This window comes from Marinomonas sp. A3A (genome assembly GCF_018336955.1).
In the GTDB taxonomy this organism is placed as follows: domain Bacteria; phylum Pseudomonadota; class Gammaproteobacteria; order Pseudomonadales; family Marinomonadaceae; genus Marinomonas; species Marinomonas lutimaris.
In genome coordinates, this window is sequence record NZ_CP025532.1 from 618,736 (window position 1) to 644,233 (window position 25,498).

General features: G+C 44.6%; 24 protein-coding genes. 17 read left to right on the forward strand and 7 right to left on the reverse strand.

From position 1 onward, the window contains the following. Positions 1 to 39: 39 nt before the first annotated feature. Positions 40 to 1,110, forward strand: a complete 1,071-nt coding sequence (locus CYL31_RS02800; RefSeq protein ID WP_212917470.1) for a TRAP transporter substrate-binding protein — start codon at positions 40 to 42, stop codon at positions 1,108 to 1,110. Positions 1,111 to 1,206: 96 nt separating this feature from the next. Here CYL31_RS02800 and CYL31_RS02805 read toward each other — a convergent pair whose 3' ends face one another. Continuing rightward, positions 1,207 to 2,100 (reverse strand): LysR substrate-binding domain-containing protein, encoded by an 894-nt coding sequence (locus CYL31_RS02805; protein WP_212917471.1) that lies wholly within the window; start codon positions 2,098 to 2,100, stop codon positions 1,207 to 1,209. A gap of 108 nt (positions 2,101 to 2,208) precedes the next feature. Here CYL31_RS02805 and CYL31_RS02810 point away from each other — a divergent pair, with 108 nt between their 5' ends. The 11 genes from CYL31_RS02810 to CYL31_RS02860 all read left to right on the forward strand — a co-directional run bounded on the left by CYL31_RS02810 (position 2,209) and on the right by CYL31_RS02860 (position 15,447). Further along, positions 2,209 to 3,420 carry a Gfo/Idh/MocA family protein gene (locus CYL31_RS02810; protein WP_212917472.1) on the forward strand — a complete coding sequence of 404 codons (1,212 nt, stop codon included), beginning with the start codon at positions 2,209 to 2,211 and terminating at the stop codon, positions 3,418 to 3,420. 272 nt (positions 3,421 to 3,692) lie between these two features. After that, on the forward strand, positions 3,693 to 4,748 hold the full coding sequence (locus CYL31_RS02815; protein ID WP_212917473.1) for an ABC transporter substrate-binding protein: 1,056 nt from the start codon (positions 3,693 to 3,695) through the stop codon (positions 4,746 to 4,748). 169 nt (positions 4,749 to 4,917) lie between these two features. After that, positions 4,918 to 5,355 carry a tripartite tricarboxylate transporter TctB family protein gene (locus tag CYL31_RS02820; RefSeq protein ID WP_212917474.1) on the forward strand — a complete coding sequence of 146 codons (438 nt, stop codon included), beginning with the start codon at positions 4,918 to 4,920 and terminating at the stop codon, positions 5,353 to 5,355. 18 nt (positions 5,356 to 5,373) lie between these two features. Further along, positions 5,374 to 6,876 carry a tripartite tricarboxylate transporter permease gene (locus CYL31_RS02825; RefSeq protein ID WP_212917475.1) on the forward strand — a complete coding sequence of 501 codons (1,503 nt, stop codon included), beginning with the start codon at positions 5,374 to 5,376 and terminating at the stop codon, positions 6,874 to 6,876. A 3-nt stretch (positions 6,877 to 6,879) separates the two neighbouring features. Continuing rightward, positions 6,880 to 8,451 carry a galactarate dehydratase gene (garD, locus tag CYL31_RS02830; RefSeq protein WP_212917476.1) on the forward strand — a complete coding sequence of 524 codons (1,572 nt, stop codon included), beginning with the start codon at positions 6,880 to 6,882 and terminating at the stop codon, positions 8,449 to 8,451. 127 nt (positions 8,452 to 8,578) lie between these two features. After that, a complete protein-coding gene (locus CYL31_RS02835; protein WP_212917477.1) occupies positions 8,579 to 9,490 on the forward strand; it encodes a 5-dehydro-4-deoxyglucarate dehydratase in 912 nt (303 codons plus the stop codon). 67 nt (positions 9,491 to 9,557) lie between these two features. Beyond that, positions 9,558 to 10,883 carry an enolase C-terminal domain-like protein gene (locus tag CYL31_RS02840; RefSeq protein WP_212917478.1) on the forward strand — a complete coding sequence of 442 codons (1,326 nt, stop codon included), beginning with the start codon at positions 9,558 to 9,560 and terminating at the stop codon, positions 10,881 to 10,883. A gap of 68 nt (positions 10,884 to 10,951) precedes the next feature. After that, entirely contained in the window at positions 10,952 to 11,698 is a 747-nt protein-coding gene (locus tag CYL31_RS02845; protein WP_249411677.1) for a FadR/GntR family transcriptional regulator, read from the forward strand. 158 nt (positions 11,699 to 11,856) lie between these two features. Beyond that, positions 11,857 to 13,443: an aldehyde dehydrogenase (NADP(+)) gene (locus CYL31_RS02850; RefSeq protein ID WP_212917480.1), complete on the forward strand. Its 1,587-nt coding sequence runs from the start codon at positions 11,857 to 11,859 to the stop codon at positions 13,441 to 13,443. Between the two features lie 89 nt (positions 13,444 to 13,532). Then, positions 13,533 to 14,471 (forward strand): AEC family transporter, encoded by a 939-nt coding sequence (locus CYL31_RS02855; protein ID WP_212917481.1) that lies wholly within the window; start codon positions 13,533 to 13,535, stop codon positions 14,469 to 14,471. 22 nt (positions 14,472 to 14,493) lie between these two features. Continuing rightward, complete coding sequence (locus CYL31_RS02860; protein WP_212917482.1) at positions 14,494 to 15,447, forward strand: 2-hydroxyacid dehydrogenase; 954 nt, start codon at positions 14,494 to 14,496, stop codon at positions 15,445 to 15,447. Positions 15,448 to 15,560: 113 nt separating this feature from the next. On the opposite strand, the gene CYL31_RS02865 is transcribed toward CYL31_RS02860, so the two are convergent. The 4 genes from CYL31_RS02865 to CYL31_RS02880 form a co-directional block, all read right to left on the reverse strand. Further along, positions 15,561 to 16,832, reverse strand: a complete 1,272-nt coding sequence (locus CYL31_RS02865) for a glucarate dehydratase family protein (RefSeq protein ID WP_212917483.1) — start codon at positions 16,830 to 16,832, stop codon at positions 15,561 to 15,563. Positions 16,833 to 16,922: 90 nt separating this feature from the next. Then, entirely contained in the window at positions 16,923 to 17,045 is a 123-nt protein-coding gene (locus CYL31_RS02870) for a dihydroxy-acid dehydratase (protein ID WP_212917484.1), read from the reverse strand. 15 nt (positions 17,046 to 17,060) lie between these two features. After that, on the reverse strand, positions 17,061 to 19,139 hold the full coding sequence (locus CYL31_RS02875) for a TRAP transporter large permease subunit (RefSeq protein ID WP_212917485.1): 2,079 nt from the start codon (positions 19,137 to 19,139) through the stop codon (positions 17,061 to 17,063). Between the two features lie 108 nt (positions 19,140 to 19,247). Then, complete coding sequence (locus CYL31_RS02880) at positions 19,248 to 20,282, reverse strand: TRAP transporter substrate-binding protein (protein ID WP_212917486.1); 1,035 nt, start codon at positions 20,280 to 20,282, stop codon at positions 19,248 to 19,250. Between the two features lie 194 nt (positions 20,283 to 20,476). Here CYL31_RS02880 and CYL31_RS02885 point away from each other — a divergent pair, with 194 nt between their 5' ends. Next, positions 20,477 to 21,193, forward strand: a complete 717-nt coding sequence (locus CYL31_RS02885) for a GntR family transcriptional regulator (protein ID WP_212917487.1) — start codon at positions 20,477 to 20,479, stop codon at positions 21,191 to 21,193. A gap of 149 nt (positions 21,194 to 21,342) precedes the next feature. Continuing rightward, entirely contained in the window at positions 21,343 to 22,284 is a 942-nt protein-coding gene (locus CYL31_RS02890) for an AEC family transporter (protein ID WP_212917488.1), read from the forward strand. A 76-nt stretch (positions 22,285 to 22,360) separates the two neighbouring features. Here the strand turns inward: CYL31_RS02890 and CYL31_RS02895 are convergent, their stop codons facing one another. Then, a complete protein-coding gene (locus tag CYL31_RS02895; protein WP_212917489.1) occupies positions 22,361 to 23,206 on the reverse strand; it encodes a 2OG-Fe(II) oxygenase family protein in 846 nt (281 codons plus the stop codon). Between the two features lie 99 nt (positions 23,207 to 23,305). Continuing rightward, entirely contained in the window at positions 23,306 to 23,461 is a 156-nt protein-coding gene (locus CYL31_RS02900) for a hypothetical protein (RefSeq protein ID WP_212917490.1), read from the reverse strand. A gap of 298 nt (positions 23,462 to 23,759) precedes the next feature. Between CYL31_RS02900 and CYL31_RS02905 the strand changes: the two genes are divergently transcribed. From CYL31_RS02905 to pyrR, 3 genes are read left to right on the forward strand one after another with little or no spacing between them, the layout of a single operon-like run. Then, the gene (locus CYL31_RS02905) at positions 23,760 to 24,332 is read left to right on the forward strand and encodes a YqgE/AlgH family protein (RefSeq protein ID WP_249411678.1); all 573 of its coding nucleotides are present in this window, start codon (positions 23,760 to 23,762) and stop codon (positions 24,330 to 24,332) included. Continuing rightward, positions 24,332 to 24,802: a Holliday junction resolvase RuvX gene (ruvX, locus tag CYL31_RS02910; RefSeq protein WP_212917491.1), complete on the forward strand. Its 471-nt coding sequence runs from the start codon at positions 24,332 to 24,334 to the stop codon at positions 24,800 to 24,802. Before CYL31_RS02905 ends, ruvX begins: the two co-directional genes overlap by 1 nt. Before the next feature lie 48 nt (positions 24,803 to 24,850). After that, positions 24,851 to 25,348, forward strand: a complete 498-nt coding sequence (pyrR, locus tag CYL31_RS02915) for a bifunctional pyr operon transcriptional regulator/uracil phosphoribosyltransferase PyrR (RefSeq protein ID WP_212917492.1) — start codon at positions 24,851 to 24,853, stop codon at positions 25,346 to 25,348. Positions 25,349 to 25,498: the final 150 nt, after the last annotated feature.

Here is a 25,498-nt window from a genome sequence, read left to right on the forward strand (position 1 = left end):
AATACGTGATCCAAGAATAAAAAATACGGAGCCTTCGAAATGAAAAAAACCGATTTACTAAAAAAGACCACAGCTGCTTTTGTTCCAACGCTCATCGCGGCGAGTTTGTCTCTTGCAGCTTTGCCTGTATTGGCTGCGGATTATGAATTCAATATTGTGCATCTTTCCAATACCAGTGATGAAGATTATGACGGCGCGGTGGTATTGAAAGACTATGTCGAAGCGCAGTCTAACGGTCGTATTCAGGTTAATATTTATTCTGGTGGCCAGCTATGTGGCAACCCAACAGAATGTATCGAAGCGCTTCAAGCCAACTTGATTCAAGTATTTAATACCACAACTGGTGGCCTAGCGAATGTTTTTCCAGAAATTCAGGCGATTGATATTCCTTATATTTTCCCTACAGACCGGGTTGCTGAATGCGCGCTAAATAACGAGATGTTAGTTGGGCCATTACGCAAAGAGCTGTTGGATCGAACGGGTTCTATGCGTCTAATGACCATTGGTAATACTGGAGGCTGGCGTAACTTTGCAACAACGAATAAGCAAATTAAAACGCCTGCTGACGTGAAAGGTTTGAAGATCCGCACGATCAATTCTCCTATTCAAATGCAGCTTGTGAAAGCCATGGGTGGTAGTCCAACGGCTGTGCCTTGGCCAGAAGTGTATACTTCATTAGCAACTGGCTTGGTGGAAGGCACGAAAAATGGCATTACCGATATTATGGGCATGAAGTTTAACGAACACATTAAATACATGACCCTTGATGGACACGGTTATATGGCGTCTATGTGGTGGATGAATAACGATTCTCTGAAAGACATGCCTGAAGACCTTCAACACATCATGATGGATGGTTTCGATGCGTTACGTGAAGTGACAACCGTAATGCCAAAACGCCGTCAAATTGATGCCTATAATGAGTTTAAAGCATCTGGCGGTACGGTTTATGCGCCAACGGCTGAAGAAAAAGCTCAGTTCCAAGAAGCGGCGAAACCAGTACGTGATTGGTTCGTTAATGAATATGGCGCTAAGTGGGTTGAAACCACAGAAAATGCGGTTAAATCATGTGAAGCATCTATTAATGACGCTTACATGGCGCAGAACTAATCTTAATAAATCTTTCTGAACTGTGATTTTTCGTTAGGCCAGTGCTTGCACTGGCTTTTTTTTTGCCTGTTGTTTGGTGTTGATAATTGTCGAGTTTTATTGTTTTGGCACCTGCGCTTGAAGGTGGGCGATTAATCTTTCCATCAAGGGCGTTAGGCTGTTTTTACGCCATACAAAGTGGATGTCGAGTTCTGGCAAAACACCATCAATCGGGCGGTAAGTTAAGCCTTCTCGTTGGTCGAATTGTGTGGATTCTGGAACAAGTGCGATGCCCACACCAGCGGCCACTAGGGTTCGGGTTGTTTGAGTCAACCGAGCAATTTGCACAATATCAGGCTCTACGCCGGCAGCATGCAGATGATGCATGATTTGGTCGTATAAAGATGGGTGAGCTTGTCTCACAAATGAAATAAACGGCAGTTGGTGTAAGTCACTTAAAGGCACACTTTCTTTTTGCGCAAGTGGATGATTCTCTGGCAAGGCGAGCAGGTGTTTTTGCGTTTCATAGCCTTGGTGTTCTAGGTCGGTGATGTCCATTAGGGGATTAAGGAAGATCATCGCCAAATCGATTTTCTCTGTTCTTAGGGCATCCAAGGCATGGGTCGTGGTCATTTCTTCTAGGTTGAGCGTCACGCCATGATTGTCTTGTTTGAATTGCGCAATGCCTTTGGAAAAATGCGGCGTGCCAGCGGCCCAAACAAAACCCAGTGATAGGTTGCCTGATGTGCCGTTGGCAATACTTCGAACTTGCTCTTGTATTTTTTCCCAGTCCTGTAAAAGTGCCCTTGCTTGAGGTAGTAAGGCTTCTCCTGCAGGCGTCAGAGAGACTTTCTGGCTACTACGCTCAAAAAGTACGGCGCCAATTTCATCTTCAATGGCTTTGATTTGTTGGGATAGCGGTGGCTGGGCAATATGCAATCGAGCCGCTGCGCGTCCAAAATGCAGCTCTTCCGCTACGGTAATAAAATACTTTAGTTTTCTAAAACGCATGATATCTTTTTCATATTAAGCATGTGATTAACATATATTAGACATAATGATGTGCTTTTCCTATCTTAGCCTTACAAAATAATTCTAAGTTAGTTTAGGTGAGACATCATGAGCAGAGAAAAAATCGACGGACAGCTTTTTAGCTACACAGGCCCAGCCTTTCATTACATCAATGAAGAGGAGCGTCACTTCTTCGCCAAAGAGCCAGCGCAGTTTCGTGTGAACCTGATAGGTTGCGGCATGATTGGCATGGAACACATGCGCGTGGCGACTCGCGTTGGTCGTTCTGCTATTCATGGAGTGTTCGATCTAAACGAGCGCAGCGTAAAAGTGGCAAAAGAAGAGTTTGCGAAAATCACTGATGAAGACTTCAAAGTCTACAAAACGCTAGAAGCGGCGTGTAATGACCCAGAAGTTGATGGCATTTTAATTTGTACGCCTAACTTTACTCATCTTGATGTTTTAAAAGTGGCGATCAAATCGGGCAAGCACATCTTCATGGAAAAGCCGATGGCGACCAAGTTAGAAGATGCCTACGAAATTACCAAAATGGCGAAAGAATATGGCGCTGTGTTGCAGATTGGCTTGCAGTATCGCTATAAATCGATTTATTCCGAAGCCATTCATGAAGTGCTAGAACGCAAAGCGGTCGGTGACGTGAAGATGATCAACATCATGGAACACCGTATTCCCTTCCTTGATAAAGTGAATCAGTGGAACAAGTTCTCTAAATTCTCTGGCGGTACGCTGGTGGAAAAATGCTGCCATTACTTTGATTTGATGAATTTGTTCGCCCAGTCTCGTCCAGTACGCGTTTATGCTAATGGTTCCCAGTCTACCAATTTCCGTGACTTCGAGTTTAAAGGCGAAAAATCTGACATTCTGGATAGTGCGTTTGTTACCGTAGAATATGAAAATGGTGTTCGTGCTGGCTTTAATCTTTGCATGTTTGCGCCTATGTTCCATGAAGAGTTGCTGGTCTGCGGTGACGAAGGTCGTGTGAAAGCCGCTGAGATTGAAGACTTCAGTGAAAACGCGCGTTTGCGTACCGAAATGGAAGTTTTCTGTGGTCAGAATCGTCCGTCTAAAACATCACAGCCAAGCTACCCTAAATTGATCGAAGCGTCTGGCCACAATGGTGCAACCTGGTTCGAGCATATTGCTTTTGCCGATCAAATGGCTGGCAAAAAAACCAACAGCGCGACTGTCGAAGAAGGGTTCTGGTCTGTTGTGGTGGGTTGTGCAGCGGAAGAGTCAGTAAAAACCGGCAAAATTATCGAAGTTGCAGAGCTGCTTAAATCTAAAGGGATTGATCTTTAAATAGCCGAAAAGCCAAGTATACCTTAGCCCAGCCCTTGTTTTAAGGTCTGGGCTTTTTTGGGCTATCTCAGCGATAGTATTTTTAATTGACTACTCTTTTATGAGTAAGTTATAGGGCTTTTTGCGTAATGTGTTGTCGATTAAGGGGATGAGAAAAAAGAAAATTCCATATTGAAAAGTATGTTGTATGATGTATGATGATGTTGTGTTTGAGAAAGCAGTAACTAAAAACAAATCGTCCTACATACAAAAACAATTATGGGAAAACGGTTATGAAAAGAATCTTATTTCAATCTAAGGTGGCTTTGTTGGCGATGTCTTGTGCACTTGCTCCAGTAGCGAGTTTTGCAGCAGACAGCCCAATCCATGGCAATATCCGAGTCGTCATCGGTTCTAAATCGACTGGTGGTGATACTTATCAAGCTGCCTCTATTGTTTCTGAGGCGTTAGCAAAAAAACTGGATACCAATATCAAAGTTGATGCGGTTGGCTTTTCTGCTGCATATCAAGCTCTGAAGCGTGTTTCTAGTGGCAATACCATCATGATTTTCCATGATCAGTCGTATTTGGGGAACCTGTATAAGCAAGCTGGTTATGTTGATCCTTTTAAAGAATTCATCATTGGTCCAACCCTAGCGACCAACCCAGGTAACGGTTATCTCGTTCCTAAGAACTCACCTTACAAAACCATGGACGACATTTTGAATGCAGCGGGACAGGGTAAAACTGTTCGTGTAGCAATACAGCCAGGTGGCGTGTCTGAGATCGGCTTTACCGCGATGAAGAATGCCGTCAAATTGGCTTATCCAGGGAAAGAGGGCAACCTAGTTGCCCTTAATACGGGTTCCCAGTCTGATAAAAACCAGACGTTATTTGATGGTTTGTCTGATGTCATCAATGGCAGTGTTCAAGCAAACGAGCAATATACTCGTTTACCATCTGATGACCAAAAAGCGATGAGCTTCGTTTGGTTAACAGCGAAAGCATCGACGCTTTCTCAAGCAAACCCTCAAGGTATGGGCGAGACATCTCGTGATGAATTGTTGCAGTATGCTTCTGGTTTGGGCGTGAAAATCCCAATGGATGCAGAGAATGATTTTACCTTTGATAAGGAGTTTTTTGTTATTTATAACAAGAAAACCTCTCCTGAAGTCATTGCTTACATAGATAAAGCGCTGAAAGAAGTATTTGAAGAAGGTGAAGTGATTCAAACACTTAAGAAGTCTTTCTTTATTCCTGATTTCCGTACATCGACGGATGCTCAGACGTATCTAAAAGCGAAGCGTGATAGCTATGCTGAGATTATAGAGAATATCGACGGAAAATAATTTAGGTGATCTTTGTGCGATTACTGTGCTCGTCAATGCTTTGTTGAAAAACTGGTCTTGGCTTCGCTCGTGACATCGTGAAAAGGTCTCTTTATGTTGATCTATTAATCACTAGACGGTTTATAGAAAACTGCTCTAGTGGTTAATTAACTTTCAGAAGAGTGTCCTCATGCAAAATTGGCTTTCCTCACTGAACAGCGTCACTATCGATTTTACTACCTCTCAATGGTACTTCCCGCGCATTGTCATGGCATTGTTGCTGGTGGTGGGGTTAATCGTAGTTGTTTCACGTTTTAAGTTGGTTGTCCGTAATATTTCTCAAGGTAAATGGACCTTCTTTGAGCCTAATACAGATTTCTTTAGGTTAGTTGCAACCCTAGTATTGCTGCCTGTGTATTTCTTTATGATGGATTTCATTGGCGGTTTGATCCCCAATATGGGAATGGGCTTTTTGCTTTCCTCTATTCCTTTTATGTTTCTGATGTCGCTGATTTATTGCCATACAAGAGACAGGCGAAACCTGATCATTATCACACTGAACGCGGCTCTGACACCTTTGTTAGTCTGGTTTCTTCTTTACAACCTTTTTAGCGTTTCTTTGCCTTAAGCGCCGTCGGAGTAGTGTATGGAATTTTTTGATTTACTTTCCCCAGCGGCGTTTGCATTAGCTGCTGCCGGTTCAATTATTGGTATTATTTTTGGTGCGATTCCGGGGATGACAGCCACAATGGCTGTCGCTGTGTGTCTGCCATTGACTTATTCATTAGGCTTGCATGAAGGCTTGGCCTTGTTGTTAGGGCTTTATGTTGGTGGTATCTCTGGTGGTTTGGTGCCAGCGGTATTGCTGAATATCCCCGGAACACCTTCCTCTATTACCACGACGTTTGATGGCTATCCTATGGCGCAACGTGGTGAAGCGGAAAGAGCACTAAAAATTTGTATCGTTTCGTCTCTTTTTGGCGGTATTTTTAGTGCGATCATCTTGTTTTTCTTTGCGCCAGTCTTGGCTAATTTTGCGATCAAATTTTCTTATGTAGAGAAGTTTTTGCTGATTTTCTTTGCAATGACAGTGATTGCTTCACTATCTAAAAATGTCTTGATGGGGGTGTTTAGTGGCTTGTTAGGTGTGTTTTTAAGCTTAATTGGCACTTATGATGTTTCTAGTGGTGGTAACGGTGAATACCGTTTGATGTTCGACTTCATGACGCCGTACTTAGAATCAGGTTTTACGCTGTTACCTGTGCTAATTGGTTTGTTTGGTGTGGCAACTATTATTGAGCAAGCCGAAAAGGGTACGCGAGATGAGTCCTATGCAAAGCGTCTGCAGTTAACCAAGGGCGAACCTTTCCGTTTCTCGGTCTTCAAAGGCCAATTATCTAATCTGATTCGTTCTTCATTTATTGGTACTTTTATTGGTTTATTGCCCGGTATTGGTGGTAGTGCGGCGTCTGTTTTGGCCTACACACAACAAAAGAACTTGTCTAAAGCACCAGAAAAAATGGGCACAGGTGTGCCAGAAGGTTTGGTGGCATCAGAATCATCTAACAATGGTTTGACTGGTGGTGCTTTGATTCCTTTGCTGTCTTTGGGTATTCCAGGCGACAGTACGACAGCGGTATTGATTGGTGCCTTTACTTTGCAGGGGTTGCAAGTAGGGCCTTTGTTTATCGGTGAAAACTTAGACACTTGGTATTCCATGGTAGCGGCATTGTTGTTCTCTAACGTGGTGATGTTTTTGGTGATGTTCTTTGCGATTCGTCATATCTCCAAGGTCGTACTGATTCCGAAATTTATTCTGTATCCAATTATTGTGATGATGTGTGGTGTCGGTGCGTATGCCATTAACTACGGCATTATGTTTGATGTTTGGACGCTGTTTATTTTCGGTGTGGCTGGTTGGGTTTTGACCAAGGTTGGTATCGAAGTCGCGCCTTTGGTGATTGGTTTTATTTTGGGCAGTTCGGCGGAAGTCTATTTTGTAAAAAGCTTAGAGTCCTATGGCGAGTTTACGATTTTCTTCACTAAGAGCCCAATTGCGTTATTCCTATGGCTATTGATTGCGCTTTCTATCTTTTTCTCTTACTTGATTCACAAGAAGAATAAAGCGCGCATCAGTAAAGAGGGTTAGTTCATGACAGATCAATATGTGTTAATCAAAATTCATGATAACGACAATGTCGCTATCATTCTAAATCAAGGCGGCGCGCCAGCAGGTGCCGAGCTAGATAATGGCTTGGTATTGAAAGAGGCGGTTCCTCAGGGGCACAAAGTCACGTTGCGGGCGATCAAAGAAAACGAAACTATTATTCGTTATAACGAAGTAATTGGTTATGCGAACAAAGATCTTGATGTTGGTTGTTGGGTGTCTGAGCAAGTTGTACGTATGCCGACTCCGCCGAATCTTGATGAGTTGCCATTAGCCACTCGTGAGAAACCTAAGTTTGAGCCATTAGAAGGTTACACCTTTGATGGTTATAAAAATGCAGATGGTTCCGCAGGCACAAAAAACTTACTTGGTATCAGCACCAGTGTGCAATGTGTGGCAGGTATTACTGATTATGTAGTTAAGCTGATTAAGCAAACCTTGTTGCCAAAATACCCTAATGTAGACGGTGTGGTTGCGCTAAATCATTCCTATGGCTGTGGTGTAGCGATTAATGCACCCGGAGCAATTGTGCCGATTCGTACCTTGCAGAATATGGCAAAGAATCCCAATTTCGGTGGCGAAATCATGGTCATCGGTTTGGGCTGTGAAAAGTTACAGCCGCACCGATTGTTAGAGATTGATGACTCGCAAGCAGTCAATATTTTGCCAAATTCTGCTGCCGCGAAACGTCTTGAAGATAGCATAGTGAGCTTGCAAGACGAGTCTCATCATGGTTTTCAAGATATGGTCGACCATATTATGGAGATGGCTGAAGAGCATCTTAAACGCTTAAATTTACGCCGTCGCGAACCTTGTCCTATTTCTGAGCTTGTCGTCGGTATGCAGTGTGGCGGTAGTGATGCCTTTTCAGGTATTACCGCGAATCCTGCAGTGGGTTATGCCTCGGATTTAATTGTTCGTGCGGGTGGCTCTGTCATGTTTTCGGAAGTAACCGAAGTGCGAGATGCAATTCATTTGTTAACACCACGAGCAGAAACAGTAGAAGTGGGCAAAGCCTTGTTACGTGAAATGCAGTGGTATGACGATTATCTAAATCAAGGCCAAGCCGATCGCAGTGCGAATACCACGCCAGGTAATAAAAAAGGCGGCCTAAATAACATTGTAGAGAAGTCATTAGGGTCGATTACCAAGTCCGGTAACAGTCCAATTGTCGATGTATTAAGCCCGGGTGAGCGTATTCGTAAGCGTGGTTTGAACTTCGCGGCGACGCCAGCTAGTGACTTTATTTGCGGTACTTTGCAGTTTGCTTCTGGGATGAATGTTCAAGTATTCACAACAGGGCGAGGTACGCCTTATGGCTTGGAAGTGGCGCCTGTCATTAAAGTGTCGACCAATAGTTCATTAGGAAACCGTTGGCATGATTTGATCGATATGGATGCTGGACGTATGGCAACCAAGGAAATCACCTTAGAGGAAGCTGGCTGGGAATTGTTCCACCTAATTTTGGATGTGGCGAGTGGGCGTAAGCAAGTCGCGGCAGATCGTCTGGGGTTACATAACGACTTGGTATTGTTTAACCCAGCACCTGTGACCTGAGTCGAGATAGTTATAAGGTTAAATTTGACTTGTAATTAACTTGTTTAGTTGTATGATGTATTACAAGTTGTGTCAAAGATCTTCCGAACAAGGAAGGTGTTATTAATATAATAAAGAGGAAAAAAGCATGGCTTTTTCGGTTGAGCAAATGAGATCAGCATTGAGTGACGGACTTTTGTCCTTTCCTGTTACGGATTTTGATGCGAATGGTAAATTCAACGCAGAGACATTCCGTCAGCGCATCGAGACGTTTATCGAACATGGTGTGTCTTCCATTTTTGTTGCCGGTGGCACAGGGGAGTTCTTCTCTCTAGATGAAGATGATTATCGCCAAATTGTCGAATTATCTGTTGCTACAGTAAAAGGTCGTGTGCCAGTGATTGCGTCTGCTGGTCGCAGTGTGTCAGATGCGAAGAAGTTTGTGGCGATTGCCGATGCTGCAGGCTGTGACGGTATCTTGTTGATGCCTCCTTTCTTAACAGAATGTCCTGAAGACGGCATTGTGGAATACGCTAGCCAAATCATGGCATCTAGCAAAACGCATTTTATTTATTACAACCGCGGTAATGGTATTTTGACAGCTGAAAGCGTGAAAGCGTTAGCTGCAGCGAATCCAAATATGGTGGCGTTGAAAGATGGCGTCGGCAACATTGCAGCATTAAACGATACTATTAAAACAGTCGGTGATCGTTTGGTTTACATCGGTGGCGTGCCAACGGCTGAAATCTTCGCTGAAGCCTATTTGTCTATTGGCGTGAATACCTACTCTTCTGCCGTATTTAACTTCATGCCGGAAATGGCAAACAAGTTTTACAAAGCGTTGCGTGCCGGTGATCAAGCGGTTGTTACGGCAATCATTAAAGATTTCTTTATCCCATTCTGCCGTTTGCGTGATCGCAAAAAAGGCTACGCGGTGAGCTTAATTAAAGCGGGTGCAACCTTGATGGGGCAAAGTGCTGGTAATGTTCGTGCTCCACTTACTATGCCAACAGCAAGTGAAGTGGCGGAGTTAGAAGCAATTATTAAGAAAAACTCTTAGAGAGCTTAGAGAGGGTTAGGTCGGATAGTCTAACCTTCTCATTTTTTACAAGGCAGAGACTCGCATTATGTTTACAACAATAAAAAAGATGCAGGTTATACCTGTTGCTGGTCATGATAGTTTTCTATTAAACCTAAGTGGCGGACATGCCCCTTGGTTTATTCGTACCGTTGTCGTATTAGAAGATAACGATGGCAATATCGGTTTAGGTGAAGTACCTGCAACCGATAAAATTATTTCTACCCTTGAAGAGTGCCGAACTCTTGTGGAAGGCAAAAGCGTTGGTAAATGGAAAAGCATTATCAGCGACGTTCGCCTTGCCACATCGGGTAAATCGGATGATGTGCGCGGTAATCAAACCTTTGACCTAAGAACTGCTGTTCATGTTATTACCGCGATTGAATCCGCATTATTGGATTTGGCTGGTCAGAATATGGGATTGCCAGTGGTCGATCTATTAGGCCAGTACGGTAAGCAGCGCGATGAAGTAGAAGCGCTAGGTTATTTGTTCTTCCTTGGGGATCGCACCAAAACAAATTTGCCTTACCCAGCTTATGAAAACCCAGTCGATGAGTGGGATCGGGTTCGCGGTCAAGAAGCAGTCACTCCTGAATCCATTGCTAGGTTAGCGAAAGCTGCTTATGCGCGTTATGGTTTCAAAGATTTCAAACTAAAAGGCGGCGTGTTGGATGGTCATCAAGAAGCAGAATGTATTGCTGCCTTGTACGAAGCTTTCCCTGATGCGCGTTTAACCTTGGATCCAAATGGCGCTTGGACATTAGAGCAAGCCATTGAATATCTCACACCAGTTAAACATATGTTGAGTTACGCGGAAGACCCTTGTGGTCAAGAAGGCGCTTGGTCTGGTCGTGAAACCATGTCTGAATTCAAACGTAGAACGGGCTTGAAAACAGCAACGAACATGATTGCGACAGACTGGAAACAGCTGAAAAATGCAGTGCGTCTTGATTCTGTTGATATTCCGCTGGCCGATTGTCATTTCTGGACCATGCAAGGTGCTGTAGCCGTTGGTGAGCTTTGTAATGAATGGGGCATGACATGGGGCTCCCATAGTAATAATCACTTTGATATTTCTTTGGCGATGATGACGCATGTTGCGGCAGCTTGCCCAGGCGAAGTGACCGCTATTGATACGCACTGGATTTGGCAAGATGGACAACGCGTCACAAAAGAGCCATTAAAAATCCGTAACGGTAAGATTACCGTGCCGACAAAACCGGGTTTAGGTATTGAATTAGACCGCGAAAAGTTAATGGAAGCGCATGCTCTCTATAAGACGTTAACCCTTGGTCAACGTGATGATAGCTTGGCAATGCAGTTCCTTATTCCGGGTTGGACGTTTGATCCTAAGAAACCAGCGCTTGTTAGATAGATAGCACTGGGGTAATGTTCAGGGTTTTAGAATATACGGCGTATTTATATATGGATGGGGTTAAAACGGTGGCTAAATCACTACAAATAGAGCGAGTTGGTAAAGGCGATAGTTTGGCAAGCAATGTAGCAAAACAGCTTGAGCAACAAATTTCCGCCGGCCATATACCTGTCGGCGATAAACTGCCAACAGAAAACGCACTATGTGATCTATTTGGCGTGAGTCGTACCGTTATCCGAGAAGCAATTACACAGCTTAAATCACTTGGTTTGGTTGAAACGAAACGCGGGGTTGGTACCAGCGTTCTTCGTGCTCAGGCCAGTGAAACTATGTTTGCTTATCAGATCGACCCTACTGCGATTACCGATATTCTACATATATTAGAAATGCGTTTGAGTGTTGAAACAACTGCTTGTGAGCTGGCCGCTTTGCGTCGCTCAGAAGAGGATGTCGCCATACTTGAAAAACATTTTAATGATTTTGACGAGGCATTAAGTCGAGGCGAATTGGCACGAAAAGAAGATTACGCTTTTCACTTGGCTATTTGTACTGCTACTCGTAACCCCTTCCTTAAACAGTTCTATGAGCAGTTTAATAAAAACGTTATCCCCAGAGCAAAATTGATTAATTCAAACTTGAAACAGGTGGCAACCGATGAATATTTGCATCGTATTCGCACCGAACATCTTGAAATACTGAATTGTATTAAGAATAAAGATGGAGAAGGTGCGAGACAGGCTATGCATAATCATTTATACCGTGCTTACCACTTGTACGAACGTTATCAGAGCGATAACAAGTTTGATTTAGAATGAGAGCTTTGTAGCGACTTCGTTCATAGCAACATCCTGCAAAGCCCTGAGAAAAGAGGTTGCTAGAAGTGAATCTTGTTCACTTCTTTCTCTTTACAGCATTTTTTGCTGTTCATAGCTTATATTTCATAGCTTATTTTCATAAGTAATTAGGGGGAAACATGGATACGAAAGGGCTTCTTAAAGGCACTTCATTGGTGGCAGGTAACGATATTACTGGCACGCAAAAAGCCATTTATGCAATCAATCCTGCGACAAATGAAACACTTGAGCCTGCTTATAACGGCGCAACAAAAGCTGAAGTTGAGCAAGCTGTGAGTGCTGCTTGGCAAGCATTTGATCAATACCGTGCTGTAAGTACAGAAAAACGTGCCGCTTTCCTAGAATGTGTCGCTGATGAAATTCTAGCACTAGGTGATGCCTTGGTAGAGCGTGCTATGGCGGAATCTGGTTTGCCAAAAGCGCGTATCGAAGGTGAGCGTGGCCGTACTATGGGCCAGTTACGTTTGTTCGCTGGCGTAGTTCGTTTGGGCAAAGCGACGGATGCTCGCATTGATCCTGCTATGCCAGATCGTGCGCCATTACCTCGCTCTGATTTGCGCTTCCAAAAAATTGCTCTAGGCCCAGTTGCGGTCTTTGGTGCAAGTAACTTCCCATTGGCTTTCTCTGTTGCTGGTGGTGATACAGCGTCTGCATTGGCGGCAGGTTGTCCTGTTGTTGTAAAAGCGCATTCTGCTCATCCTGGTACGTCTGAACTTGTTGGCCGTGCGATTACGGCAGCGGTTAAAAAATGCGGCCTGCCTGCTGGTGTGTTTTCTCTACTGTATGGCTCTGGTCGTGAAATCGGCAGTGCTTTGGTTGAGCATCCTTCTATTAAAGCCGTTGGCTTTACTGGGTCGCGTAGTGGCGGTGTTGCGCTAATGAATATCGCGGCAAATCGTCCTGAGCCAATTCCTGTTTATGCAGAAATGAGTAGTATCAACCCAGTCTTTGTCATGCCTGAAAAATTGTCTGCTGAAGCGCAAAGTGTGGCGAAAGGTTTTGTTGGTTCACTTACCATGGGCGCAGGTCAATTCTGTACAAACCCAGGTATGGTTGTGCTGTTGAAAGGCGAAGCAGCGGATAGCTTTAAAGCGACGGTTGCCAGCGAAGTGCAGGCATTGGGTACGCAAACCATGCTGACACCAGGTATTTACCAAGCGTATTGTGAAGGTGTTGAGAAGCTAAATAGCAACTCAGCAGCGGCACTGTTGGCGAAAGGTAATGACAGCGATCAACCAAACCAGTGTTGCCCACATGTATTTGCGACCAGTGCAAAAGCTTTCTTGGCTGATGCATCAATGGAAGACGAAGTATTTGGCTCAACGTCTTTGATCATCGAATGCGATACCTTGGATGAATACAAGGTGGTGGCTGAGCATTTAGAAGGTCAATTGACTGCAACGGTTCAAATGTCTGATGCGGATGTTGAAGCCGTTCGAGCTTTATTGCCAACGTTAGAGCGTAAAGTCGGTCGTATCCTTTGTAATGGCTACCCAACAGGTGTAGAAGTGTGTCATTCCATGGTTCATGGTGGTCCTTTCCCTGCAACATCTGATAGCCGTTCTACGTCTGTTGGTAGTGCGGCGATTGATCGTTTCTTGCGACCAGTGTGTTACCAAGACTTCCCAAGCTCATTGATCCCTGAAGCCATTCAAGATAAGAATCCTTTGAATGTGCCGCAATTGGTGGATGGAAAGTTTAACTAAGTCACGCTTATTAAGCTCCAATACTCGCTATTTTAAGGGGCACTTCGGTGCTCCTTTTTATTTGTTGCTGTGCTATTTGGGAGAGATCGATGGAAGCGACTGCTTTTACGGCTATTTTGGATGTGTCCATCCCCGTTTTATTACTGATAGTAGTCGGGGCTTTTCTGCGTAATCGAGGCGTCATTGATGACAGCTTCATTGCTTCTGGTTCGCGCTTTGTCTTTGCTGTCGGCATGCCGACGTTACTATTTTTTAGCATGCTGGGGGCGAGTCCGAGTAATTTGATGTCATGGCAAATGCCGCTTTTTTTTGCGGTAGGTATACTGCTTACCTTCGGTTTCGCATGGTGGTTGTCGGGCAGAGCGAAGGTGCCAGAATACGAGCGTGGCATCTTTATTCAAATTGCCTTCCGCGGTAATACAGGCGTTTTCAGTTTAGCCCTTGTGGTGAACATGTTTGGCGACGAAGGCGTCGTAATTGGCGGTGTTTTGGCCAGTATTACGTCTGTTATGTTTAATGTGTTGGCCGAAATTGCGCTGTCGCGTTATCAAAAAGATCACTCCATTAGTCACAAAGCATTGTTTGGTACCATCGTGCGCAATCCGATGATCGTTGGTGTTGTGGCTGGGATTATAGTGAATCTGATTGGCTTGCCGATTCCGAGCCAAGTAGTCACCACAGGTAAGTATCTTGGCAGTGTGACTTTACCTTTAGCTTTGTTGTGTATTGGCGGCTCGTTGGCTACCAGTCGCTTTATTTTACCGCGCCGTATTTCGTTAGCTATTGCGGTTAAAGTTTTTATTAGTCCAGTCGTTTTAACCAGCTTGGCTGCATTAGTGGGGTTCTCTGAGCACGAGCAGTTATATCTATTCTTATTTTTTGGTGCACCCGTCGCAGCGTCAGCTTACGTCGTTTCTGTGGCCCATGGCAGTGACGGCAAAGTGACCGCCAACGCCATTGCCACATCCACTTTAGTCGGCTCATTGGTGATTGTATTTATCGCACCAGTGCTGTTGGCGATACTTTAATCGGACAAAAGGAAATCATTACATGAGTAAAATCGACGTATTGGTCGTTTGGCCAAATCGCCCAGAACAAATGCAAATGCTGGCAGACACTTATGAGCTACATCGTTACGATCTTGCCTCAGTAGAAGAAAAAGCCGCCATGATTGATTCTGTTGGTGACAAGATACGTGCCGTGGCAACCACTCACGGGGGCGGCTTTGACGAAACCTTATTAGCGCAGCTGCCGAATTTGGAAATCGTCTGTTCATCCAGTGTGGGTCTGGATACGATCTGCGTGGAAGCCTGCCACAAGCGCGGCATTCCTGTTACAAACACGCCGGATGTGTTGACTGATGATGTGGCCGATATGGCGATGATGCTCACGCTGGCGACACTGCGCCGTATGTTGCCCGCTGTCGAGTGGATTCAGAGTGGTCACTGGGTCGAGAAAGGCATGATGCCATTGAATTCCTCCCTGAAAGGTAAAACTCTTGGGATTGTCGGCTTAGGACGAATTGGCAAGGCTATCGCAGCCCGTGCAGAAGCGTTTGGTATGAACGTCAGCTACTTCAGTCGCCAAGCCAAAACAGATGTCGATTATCGTCATTACGACGACCTAGTTGCCTTGGCAAAAGACGTGGATGTGCTGGCACCTGTCATTCCCGGTGGCCCCGCCACAGAAGGCTTAATTAGCCGAGAAGTTCTGAGCGCATTAGGTGAGGACAGCTACTTTATCAACGTTTCGCGTGGTTCCGTCGTTGATGAACAAGCGTTAGTAGAGTTGCTCGAACAACGTGCGATCAAAGGTGCAGGTTTAGATGTCTTTGTCGACGAACCGAATGTACCACAGGCGTTACTGTCTATGGATCACGTGGTTTTACAGCCTCACTGTGCTAGCGGCACTTATGAAACGCGAGCTGCCATGGCGCAATTGGTAGTGGATAATCTCGCTGCGCACTTTGCAGGTAAACCACTGCTTACACCTGTTATTCTTTGATCTTTTAGATAAAAAAGCTCGAATTTCCATTGGGAAATTCGAGCAAGCTAGAGCACAACTTTTGCCTGAACATTGCTCCTTCAAGTCGGCAAGGCATTAAAGGATCTAACCTCTTAGAAGCGTGGTACTGTCCCTTTCCAGTCTGGTTGGTACTTGCGCATTTCCGCAACGTCATTGCGGGCACGAATGCCACAGTTTTCGTAGTTTTTGGCTAACACAGTTATGGCGTCTCTATCCAATTCCACACCTAAGCCCGGTTTATCAGGGACCACGACTGCGCCATTTTTGAATGGGATCTTGCCGCCGACAATCACTTCCTCTTCTTGCCAAGGGTAGTGTGTGTCGCAGGCGTACGTTAGATTATCAATCGCTGCGGCTGCGTGAGTCATGGCCATTAAGCTGATGCCTAAGTGAGAGTTGGAGTGCATTGATAGGCCGATGTCCCATGTTTTGCACAACTGTGCCAGTTCTTGTGTGGCTCTTAGGCCGCCCCAGTAATGGTGATCAGACAAAATGACTTGCACCGAATCCAGCTCGATGGCCTTTGGAATGTCAAAGAACCCAATGACATACATATTGGTCGCTAATGGAATGTCGGTCATGGCGCTTACTTGTCCCATGGCTTCTTGGCCGTGGGCAGGGTCTTCTAAATATTGCAGTAGTCCATTGCCAAATTTGTCTAATAAGCGCTTGGTGGTTTCAACCGTCCAACCACCATTGGGATCAATACGCAGCGGTACATCTGGGAAGGCCTCGCGTAGTGCTTCTAGAGCTTTAATCTCTTTTTCTGGCTCGAACACACCCGCTTTGAGTTTGATCGATTGGAAGCCGTATTGATCAATCATTTTCTTCGCTTGCGCAACGATTTGCTCTGGCGTTACTGCTTCCCCCCACGTATCTACCCATGGATCCTCGGTAAAGCCATGACGTTCAAATTTGTAGAATAGATAAGCGCTGTAGGCGACTTCATCGCGTACTTTGCCGCCTAATAAATCACACACAGGGCGGCCTGTAATTTTACCCATCAAGTCTAAACAAGCGACTTCGAAGGCAGAAAAAATACGCGGCACTGTGGTTGCGCCCAATGTACCTGGGGCGATGTCTAGCCCTGAATTAGGATCGGGTAGAGTGACAACGGATTCAATTTTGTTACGGATCGCATTGACATTGAAAACATCCATGCCCACTAGATGTGGCGCGACTTGGCGCAATTGACTGATGGTTTGTTCGTCACCATAACTTTCGCCTAAACCGTAATTACCGTCTTCGGTTTTTATTTCAATAATGGTGCGCAAGGCCCATGCTTCATGAACGCCATAAACATTGAGTAGTGGAGGATCGCGGAACGCAATAGGTGTAATTTCAATTTGTTTTATACGTGACATACGGTTATCTCCTGAGAAAATGGAGTCTTATCGATGGCTTTTGCCATCAATAAGAAGGTTAAAAATGTAAATGGTTAATATCCTACAGTGCTAGGCAAAACCTGCGGCGAGAGCAAACATACAAACGATTAGGATGGCGGCAACAACGCCCCCCGCAATCCAAGGCGCAACGCCATAACGGTCAATTTCAGACTGATTATCGTGACCAATCATAAATATTCTCCTAGGTTAATTTCCGAGCGCTTCGGGAAGCCAAAGGGCGATTTGAGGGAAGCTCATTACCAGAATCAACCCGACAATTTGCAAGCCGATAAATGGCAACACAGAGATGAAGATTTCTTGCAGAGATATGTCTTTTGGTGCGACTGATTTGAGCCAGAAGCAGGCTGGACCAAACGGTGGTGATAAGAAGTAAATCTGAATGTTGAGAACAAACAGAATACCAAACCAGACTTTTGCTTGATCTGGTGTCAGTCCAAGCTCAGGCGCTAGGGTCATGACGACGGGGGCAAAAACAGGAACCGTAATTAGAACGATGGCGATCCATTCCATAAAGGTACCTAAAATCACCAAAATCAGCATCATTACCAAGATCACGCCAATGGCTGGAATGCCAAGGTTCATAAACAGTGAGCGCATAAAGTCCGCGCCACCGATTAGATTGAAGATACCGACAAAAGATACGGACCCCAGTACCAACCAAATGATGGTGCCCACAGTGGCCATAGAACCAACTAAAGAAGCTTTCAGCATGGACCATTTAAATTCATGACGTACTGCAGAAACAATCATGGCACCCAAGGCACCCACTGCCGCCGCTTCGGTGACCGAAGCAATACCACCATAGATGGACCCCATTACACAGCCGATTAGCATAATGCTCAAGAATACTGCGCTCATACGAGATTTTGATAGCTTGCGCTCTTCGCCTGTTAGCTCGGCCACTTCTTTCGCCGTTGGCGCTAATTTAGGGTTAATGTGCACACGAATCAGAACATACAATGCATAGAAGACAGCCAGCATTAGTCCAGGTACAGCCCCTGCCATAAACAGATCGCCAATGGCGACTTCAGCAGATAGACCGTAAACGATCATGATGATCGAAGGTGGGATCAGGGTAGCCAAGGCGCCTGCAGCACAAATTAGGCCAATGGTCATTTTCCGGTCATAGCCTAAGCGTAGCATTTGCGGCAAGGCGACTAGGCCAAGCATTACAATTTCGCCGCCCATCACACCGGACATGGCTGCGAGAATAACCGCCACAACCACGGTCTGTACTGCCACGCCACCGCGTAGATTGCCAGCGAATACTGACATGGCATCAAACAAATCTTCTGCGATACCAGACTTTTCAAGAATCGTTGCCATTAATACGAAGAATGGAATGGCAATCAGAGTGTAGTGATCAAGTAATGTTGCGGTGTTGGCGGATACTAGATATAAGCCCCGAGGGCCAAAGAAGGCAATCGCCATGACGACAGAGACTATCAAGGTTACGATACCTAGCGGCATACCTGTCATCATCAAAGACACCAGCATCGCGACCATAATTAAGGATATTACCCCTAAACTGTATGAGCGCATGTCCAGTGCAGCGCTTGGGTCTAGGCTTTGGCCTACCGCTGAGAAGTAACCACTCACGCCATCGAAAATCGAGCCTGGTCCAGAAATATAAGCCAGTACACCATTGATAAAGTATAGCGCCATAAACAGACCGACTAATTTCACAGCTGCCTTAGCCCATCTGCTGTTTACGTGACGCCAAAGGTTAACAGTTAGCTGAGCGAGGTACATGAATCCACCCAGCATGAGTAAGGTTTTTAATAGCATCGGCATGGGGGAATTAAACGCACTACCAGTGCGTTCTATATGATCAATCGCCATGTAGGCGCGCATAGAAGCATCGGATAGCAACAGAAATAGCGCAACAATACCAATGCTGGATGCAAATAGATCAAGACGCCATTGAGCTTTCGGGGAGACAATATTATGAATCACCGTAATGCCTATATGGCGTTGCTTTAGGGTAATGTAGCCCGCAGAAAGCATCCAAGTTGCGGCGCACAGCACCATCACCACTTCAAATGCCCATTGTGTTGGCGAATTAAACATATAGCGGGCAATAACTTCCCATAAGGTGGCACCGGCTGCAACAAGGTAAAGCAGCGAAACCCCAATGCCAGAAAAGTGGCTAAAGTGATCTATGGGGGTGTATTTGAATTCTTCATGCTGCTGCGCATGCTCAATCGGGTTGTCGTCGGCAATTTCGACAATGTCATCAGCGTTGAGGCTTTGAGTTTTGGACATAGTGTTCACCTGATCTATCAGCCTACTGCATGGGGAGGCTTATTTTTATGTGGAAGGTGCGACGGAGGGACAATGCCCAGCCGTCGCTAGTGGTAAATCACTCTTGGGCTAGAGTAGGCCTTTTTCGGTCATGAATTTAACGTGTGCTTTGTACACTTCTGTTGCCAGAGGTGAGGCACTACCAAAGGCTTCCCATGCTTCTTTTGCTATCTTACGGAAATCGTCACGCTCGGATTGAGGCCAGTCGATGACGGTAATGTCGCCTTTGGCTTTGTCGCGTGCGACCAGTTCTTTGTCTTTAGCATCTAGGTAGGTGCGTAGGTCCGCGTAGGCACTCAAGAACCATTCTGTTAGAGCTGCTTGGTCTTCTTTATCGATTTTGTTCCAGGTTGCTTCGTTGATGGTGAATTGCATAAAAGGCATTGAGTGAATACCTGGATAAATTGGAAATTTGGCGACCTTGTGCATGCCGCTGGCATCATTGTTTGCGTAAGCCGAGGAATCGGCGGCATCAATCACATTTTTCTCTAGAGCGGTGTATACCTCTGAGCCTGGAAGTGACACGGGCGCTGCACCCGCACGACGAAACACATCTGCAGCGAGGCCTTCGGGAGAGCGAACTTTCAGCCCCTTCATATCAGCGACCCCACGAACCGGTACTTTTGATACGAAGGCTTCGCGTTTTTCAGAGCTACAGCCAATGACATGAACGCCGGGGTCGTATTTGTTGTACATTTTTTGTAGCAGCTCTTTACCGCCGCCTTGCATGCAAAACTCTTCAATTTGGGCTGGATTGTCATAGCCTGCAATTAAGTCACCCATCAAGGCATAAGCGGGGTCTTTGCCTGCAAAATAGCTGGTTGCTGTTAAATCGCCATCCAAGATTCCCATAGAAACCGCCACAGGCGTTTCTTTATGTGAAACGACAGAGCCAATAGGTAGCAATTCTATTTGCAGGTCGCCTCCAGTCATTTCTTTTAGTTTAGGTATCCATATTTGATTTAAGCGAGTCAAACTGATGTGTGACGCATTAAAGCTGGTTTGGACCTTGAGTGTTTCAGCGTAGGTTGGTGCAACCGAAAAGGCTAACCCTGCTGTAAGTAGCGTTGCTGTGAGAGTTTTAGGTATGGATGTGAGGGGCATTGTTTTTCTCCTGATTTTTAGATTTATTGTTAGGAATTGCTCTTTTATGGTTTCTTATATACTAATATATTAGTTGGTTTTGTCATTCATATACTAATATATTAATTTCAATGCGCAAGTCTTTTTTCTTTCGTGCTGCAAACGGCTCTGAGATAATGACTTAACTATTTAAGGCAAAATATGGCTTCAATCTTATGAATCAGAAGAATAATTATTTGATTAAAAATTATTTAGAGCAGAGTAATGACTTGCCTCGTACTGCTGTTGATCGTGTGTATGATGATCTATTGCGTCGTATTGTAAGTTTGGAGCTTCCGCCAGGATCACAGCTTGTTCGTGGTGAACTATGTAGTGAGTATAAAGTCAGTCAAACACCGGTCAGAGAAGCGTTATTGCGGTTTGAACAAGTAGGTTTGGTGAATGTTAAGCCTCAGTCAGGTACCGAAGTATCTTATATAGATATAAAACAATTAGAGCAGAGTCACTTTCTTCGAGAGGCGCTGGAGTTTGAAGTAGTACGACAGTTAACGCAGATTCCAAATGAGGGAATTGTGTCTCAGCTGCGAGAAATTGTTGCAATGCAGGAGCAGGTTTCTACAGCAGAAAGTGATGACATCATTATGTTTGCTAAACTGGATGAGCTATTTCATCGCTCAATGTTTAAGGCAATAGGGCATGAGCCTTTGTATAAATTGGTACGTTCAAGATCTGGTCATATGGATCGTGTGCGACGCTTGCATTTGCCTTCTGAGGGGAAAATCCGCAGTGTTCTTGCTGGACATACGGCGATTATTGATGCGATAGCGAGTGGCTCACAAGATAAAGCCTTTGAGGCGATGCGTGACCATTTGGCGGGTACTATTTCACGAGTTCGTATTTTGCAGGAGGAATTTCCTGAGTATTTTTGCTAAATGTTATGCTGATTTTTTATGTTCAATATAAAAATGTTTTGTGTGTCGACTCAACTAGTTGATGGAAAATTTGTGTAAAATACACCTTTCTATTTTTTGACGAAAGACTCTATGTTCATCAAGGAGTAGGGTGTTTTTTGAGGGAGTCTATGTTGTTAGAAACGCAAAGCGTGATTTTAGATGTGGCCGCGCCAGTACTATTAATGATCGCGATGGGCGCATTCCTACGCAGAATTCAGCTAATAAATGACGGTTTTATTTTAATTAGTTCGCGATTTGTCTTTCAGGTATCCATGCCCGCTTTATTTTTCTTCGGCATGTTGGGAAATAATTTAAGTGGACTTATTAGTGCTAACTTAGCGGCGTATTTTCTTGCCGCGATTACGTTAACGTTTTTGTTTGCTTGGTTTATAGCCGTTAAATTAGACGTTCCTGAACGACAGCGAGGCGTTTTTGTCCAGATTGCCTTTCGTGGTAATTGCGGGATATTTAGTGTTGCGTTAGTTGTGAACATGTTTGGTCAAGAAGGCGTAGCGCTTGGTGGTGTGATGTCTGGCTTGAGCGTTTTCTTGTTTAATATTTTAGCGGAAGTTATTTTAACCCGTTACAGCCACGGCAAATTGCAGCTGGTTCCAGTATTAAAAAGTTTGCTGAAGAATCCTTTGATACTGAGTATTGTGCTTGGCGTGGTAGCAAATATTATAGGTTTGAAACTCCCTGTCTTTGTGGTTAAAACTGGTTCTTTAATTGGTGGTTTGTCTTTGCCGTTGGCATTGATTTGTATTGGTGGCTCCTTAGTCACCAGTGGATTTACTTTGCCAAAACATTTTCCTATGGCGCTGTTAAGTAAAGTTGCATTAAGCCCTATTTTGTTTACGGCTTTGGGTTATTTGCTAGGTTTTAACCAAAAGGAATTGTTGTTCTTGTTTATTTTTTTAGCAGCGCCAACAGCAGCATCAGCTTACGTTACTGCGGTTGCAAAAGGTGATGATGGAAAGTCTACAGCAAATGCCATTGCCACGACGACGTTAGTTTCTTCCGTTGTGATTGTGGTGGGGATTCCTGCAATTATTTGGGCAACGGGCGGTTAAAGGTTACATACAAATAAAAAGCCGCTGCTCATATCAAGATGAGCAGCGGCTTTTTTGTATTGTTGTTTTATCAGAATTAGGCTGGTAAAACACCTAATTCTACCAAGCGCTCATGTAGATAGCTTTTTGCTGTATGACGTTCAGACAATACTACTTCAGGTTTTGGATGAAGGAACAATGGCAGAGAAATGCGTGACTTGGTTTTGTCAGCACCTTCAGGATTAATTACGCGATGGGAGGTCGATGGGAAATAGCCACCAGATGCTTCTTGTAACATGTCGCCGATATTAACGATCAAGGTACCAAAGTCACAAGGTACATCCATCCACGTGCCATCTTTCGCTTTCACCTGTAAACCAGGTTCATTCGCAGAAGGCAGTATTGTCAATAGGTTAATGTCTTCATGTGCGCCAGCGCGAATCGCTCCAAGCTCTTCGTCACCTTTTAGCGGTGGATAATGCAAGATACGCAGTAAAGTCTGCTGGCTGTTTTCTACCATGCTAGAAAGTGATTGCGAGTAATGTTTCGCCACGTCTGCTGGAGAGTGCGCTTCTACCCACGCTAATAATTCTTCAGCTAAGCTTGTCGCTTCGCCATAGTATTGTGCTAAAAGCGGCTTTTGCTTTTCAGGGCATTGCCCCCAAGGATAGTAATGGAAGTATTCTTTAATATCGCGTTTGGTAAGACCTTTGGCGGTTTCCGCGACTTTTGGTGAGAAGTAACCATCTTGAGGACCGACATTATAGCGATAGTCGTATTTGCTCTCGTCCGAAAAGAATTCCTGCCAATCTGTATAGATAGCGCTCACTAGCTCTTTTTTGATTGGATGATTTTTAAGTACGCCAAATCCTGTTTCACGCAGGGATTTTACAAAGTCTTCTGCGGCAGTTGGGCTTGTGTAGTCAACGGCTTGTAGTTGCATTTTTTCTTCCTATGCCAATAACTGGCGGTGTTGTCTTAACAGGTTAAATAAGCACCTTATATATGATGCTGTTGGTTTTTAATGACAATACTTGGAAGTCTAAGAAGACCAGCCACTATGGAAAAAGTAGCGCAGATCGACGGTTTCGGCTTGATAGTGTTGAATCCATTGCGCCAGACTCATCCCATGCAGGCGATCAAACATCTCAGCGTGAGCTGATTGAATTTGGGCATTTTGTGATGAAGTTAAGGGCACGTAGGTCTCCTAATTGCGAAAATAGGAATTTTAACCCTGCTTTAAGGATTAAGAGTGTTAGTTTACTGCTTGAAATGTGAGTTTTGAAGGGATTCGGTAATAATTTGTAGTTTTGGGGTAGGCAAACGCTCTGTTTGTCCTATACTGCATGAGTCGGTTGTTTTTATTTGCCGTCTTCTTTTGCTCTTCTCTATATCTATATCTCGTCTTAATTGGCGAGTTTTATCTTAAGTTCAGGTACTTCTTAGGTTTTAGTAACTAGCGCGATCCTTGCGCTGTCATCAATTAAAGAGGGCTCATGACTATGAATGCATTTTTCGATTCGTTTAAAAATCACTTTTTAATTTCTATGCCACACCTAGACGACCCACATTTTGAACATACTGTTATTTATCTTTGTGAACATACCAAAGCGGGTGCCATGGGGATTATTATCAATCGTCCCTCAAATGTTGATTTTACAGAATTGGCGGATCACCTTGGAATTCAAATTCACAGCCCACGTTTAACCTCTGAGCCAATATACACGGGTGGCCCAGTGGAAGCAGAGCGTGGCTTTATTTTGCACACAACGGATAAAGTTTGGAGTAATACTTTACGCGTGACTGATGAAGTGTCTCTGTCGGCTTCTTTGGAAGCGTTGGAAGATATTGCACAAGGCAATGGGCCCGAGGCCTTTCGTATTACCTTAGGTTGTGCTGGTTGGGATGCTGGACAGCTGGAAACCGAGATTGCGAATAATGATTGGCTGGTATGTGAGGCGGATTTAGACGTATTATTTCACACACCAAGTGATATGCAGTTTACCGCCGCGACGCGCGTGTTGGGAATTGATATGACAAGACTTTCACCGGATATAGGACATGGTTAATGACAGGGTCAATCTCTACAGGAACATCGTTAGACGATAACCAGAAGCCCAATACTGTTCGCTCAGTATTGGGCTTTGACTTTGGTACCACACGTATTGGCGTTGCTATTGGTCAGAGCATTACTGGCACTGCTCAGCCGCTTGACCCACTCAAAGCCAAAGAAGGCATTCCTAATTGGGATGAAATTACGCGTATTGTAGAAGAATGGAAGCCAGACGCCTTTGTCGTGGGCTTGCCACTTGATATGGATGGTTCAGAAAATGAGATGTGTCAACGTGCACGTAAATTTGCCAAACGATTGCATGGACGTTTTAACCTTCCTTACCATATGATGGACGAACGGTTATCTTCTTATGAGGCCAAGGGTAAAGTTATTGCTCGCGGAGGCAATCGTAATTTTAAAGAGAATTCGGTAGATGGTTTGGCCGCTCAAATGATTTTAGAGACTTGGTTTGCAGAGTCTTACTAAGGAACTGCTTGTTGAACGGTGTTTTATTATGAAAAGGTTTGAGAAACAATGAAGTTAGATTTAGAGCATTCTCTGGCGTCTATGAAAACGCAATTGGCGGAGTACTGTGAAAAGAATAATATCGAGGATGCCATTGTTGTGGGGATTCATACGGGTGGTGTTTGGGTTGCAGAGCGCTTAATGGAAGCCGTGCCAACGACAGAGCCTTTGGCGACGTTAGATATCACTTTTTATCGTGATGATTTTACCAAAGCTGGCTTGAACCCCAAGGTAAATCAAACTTTGTTGCCAGCGATTGAAGATCGCCACGTGATCTTAGTGGATGATGTGTTGATGTCTGGCCGTACCATTCGCGCGGCAATGAATGAAATATTTGATTTCGGTCGACCTGCCAGTATCACCTTGGCAATCCTTTACGACCTTGGTCAGCATGAGTTACCTATTGCAGCAGATATCGTTGGTGAGTGCTTAACACTTAATACTGACCAAAGGGTTAAGCTAACAGGGCCGAAACCACTGAATGTTTCTGTGATTGATACCCATTAATATGCATAACAAAGCTTTATTTTTTGTCGAACACGTACGACAATTAACGTATGGATAAGATTGACGATACAGCGGTTAGAAGAATCAGATCTCACCAAAAAAATACGGTGAGACAACCGTTTAGTGTCATTAATGCCCGGTTGCAGTTTT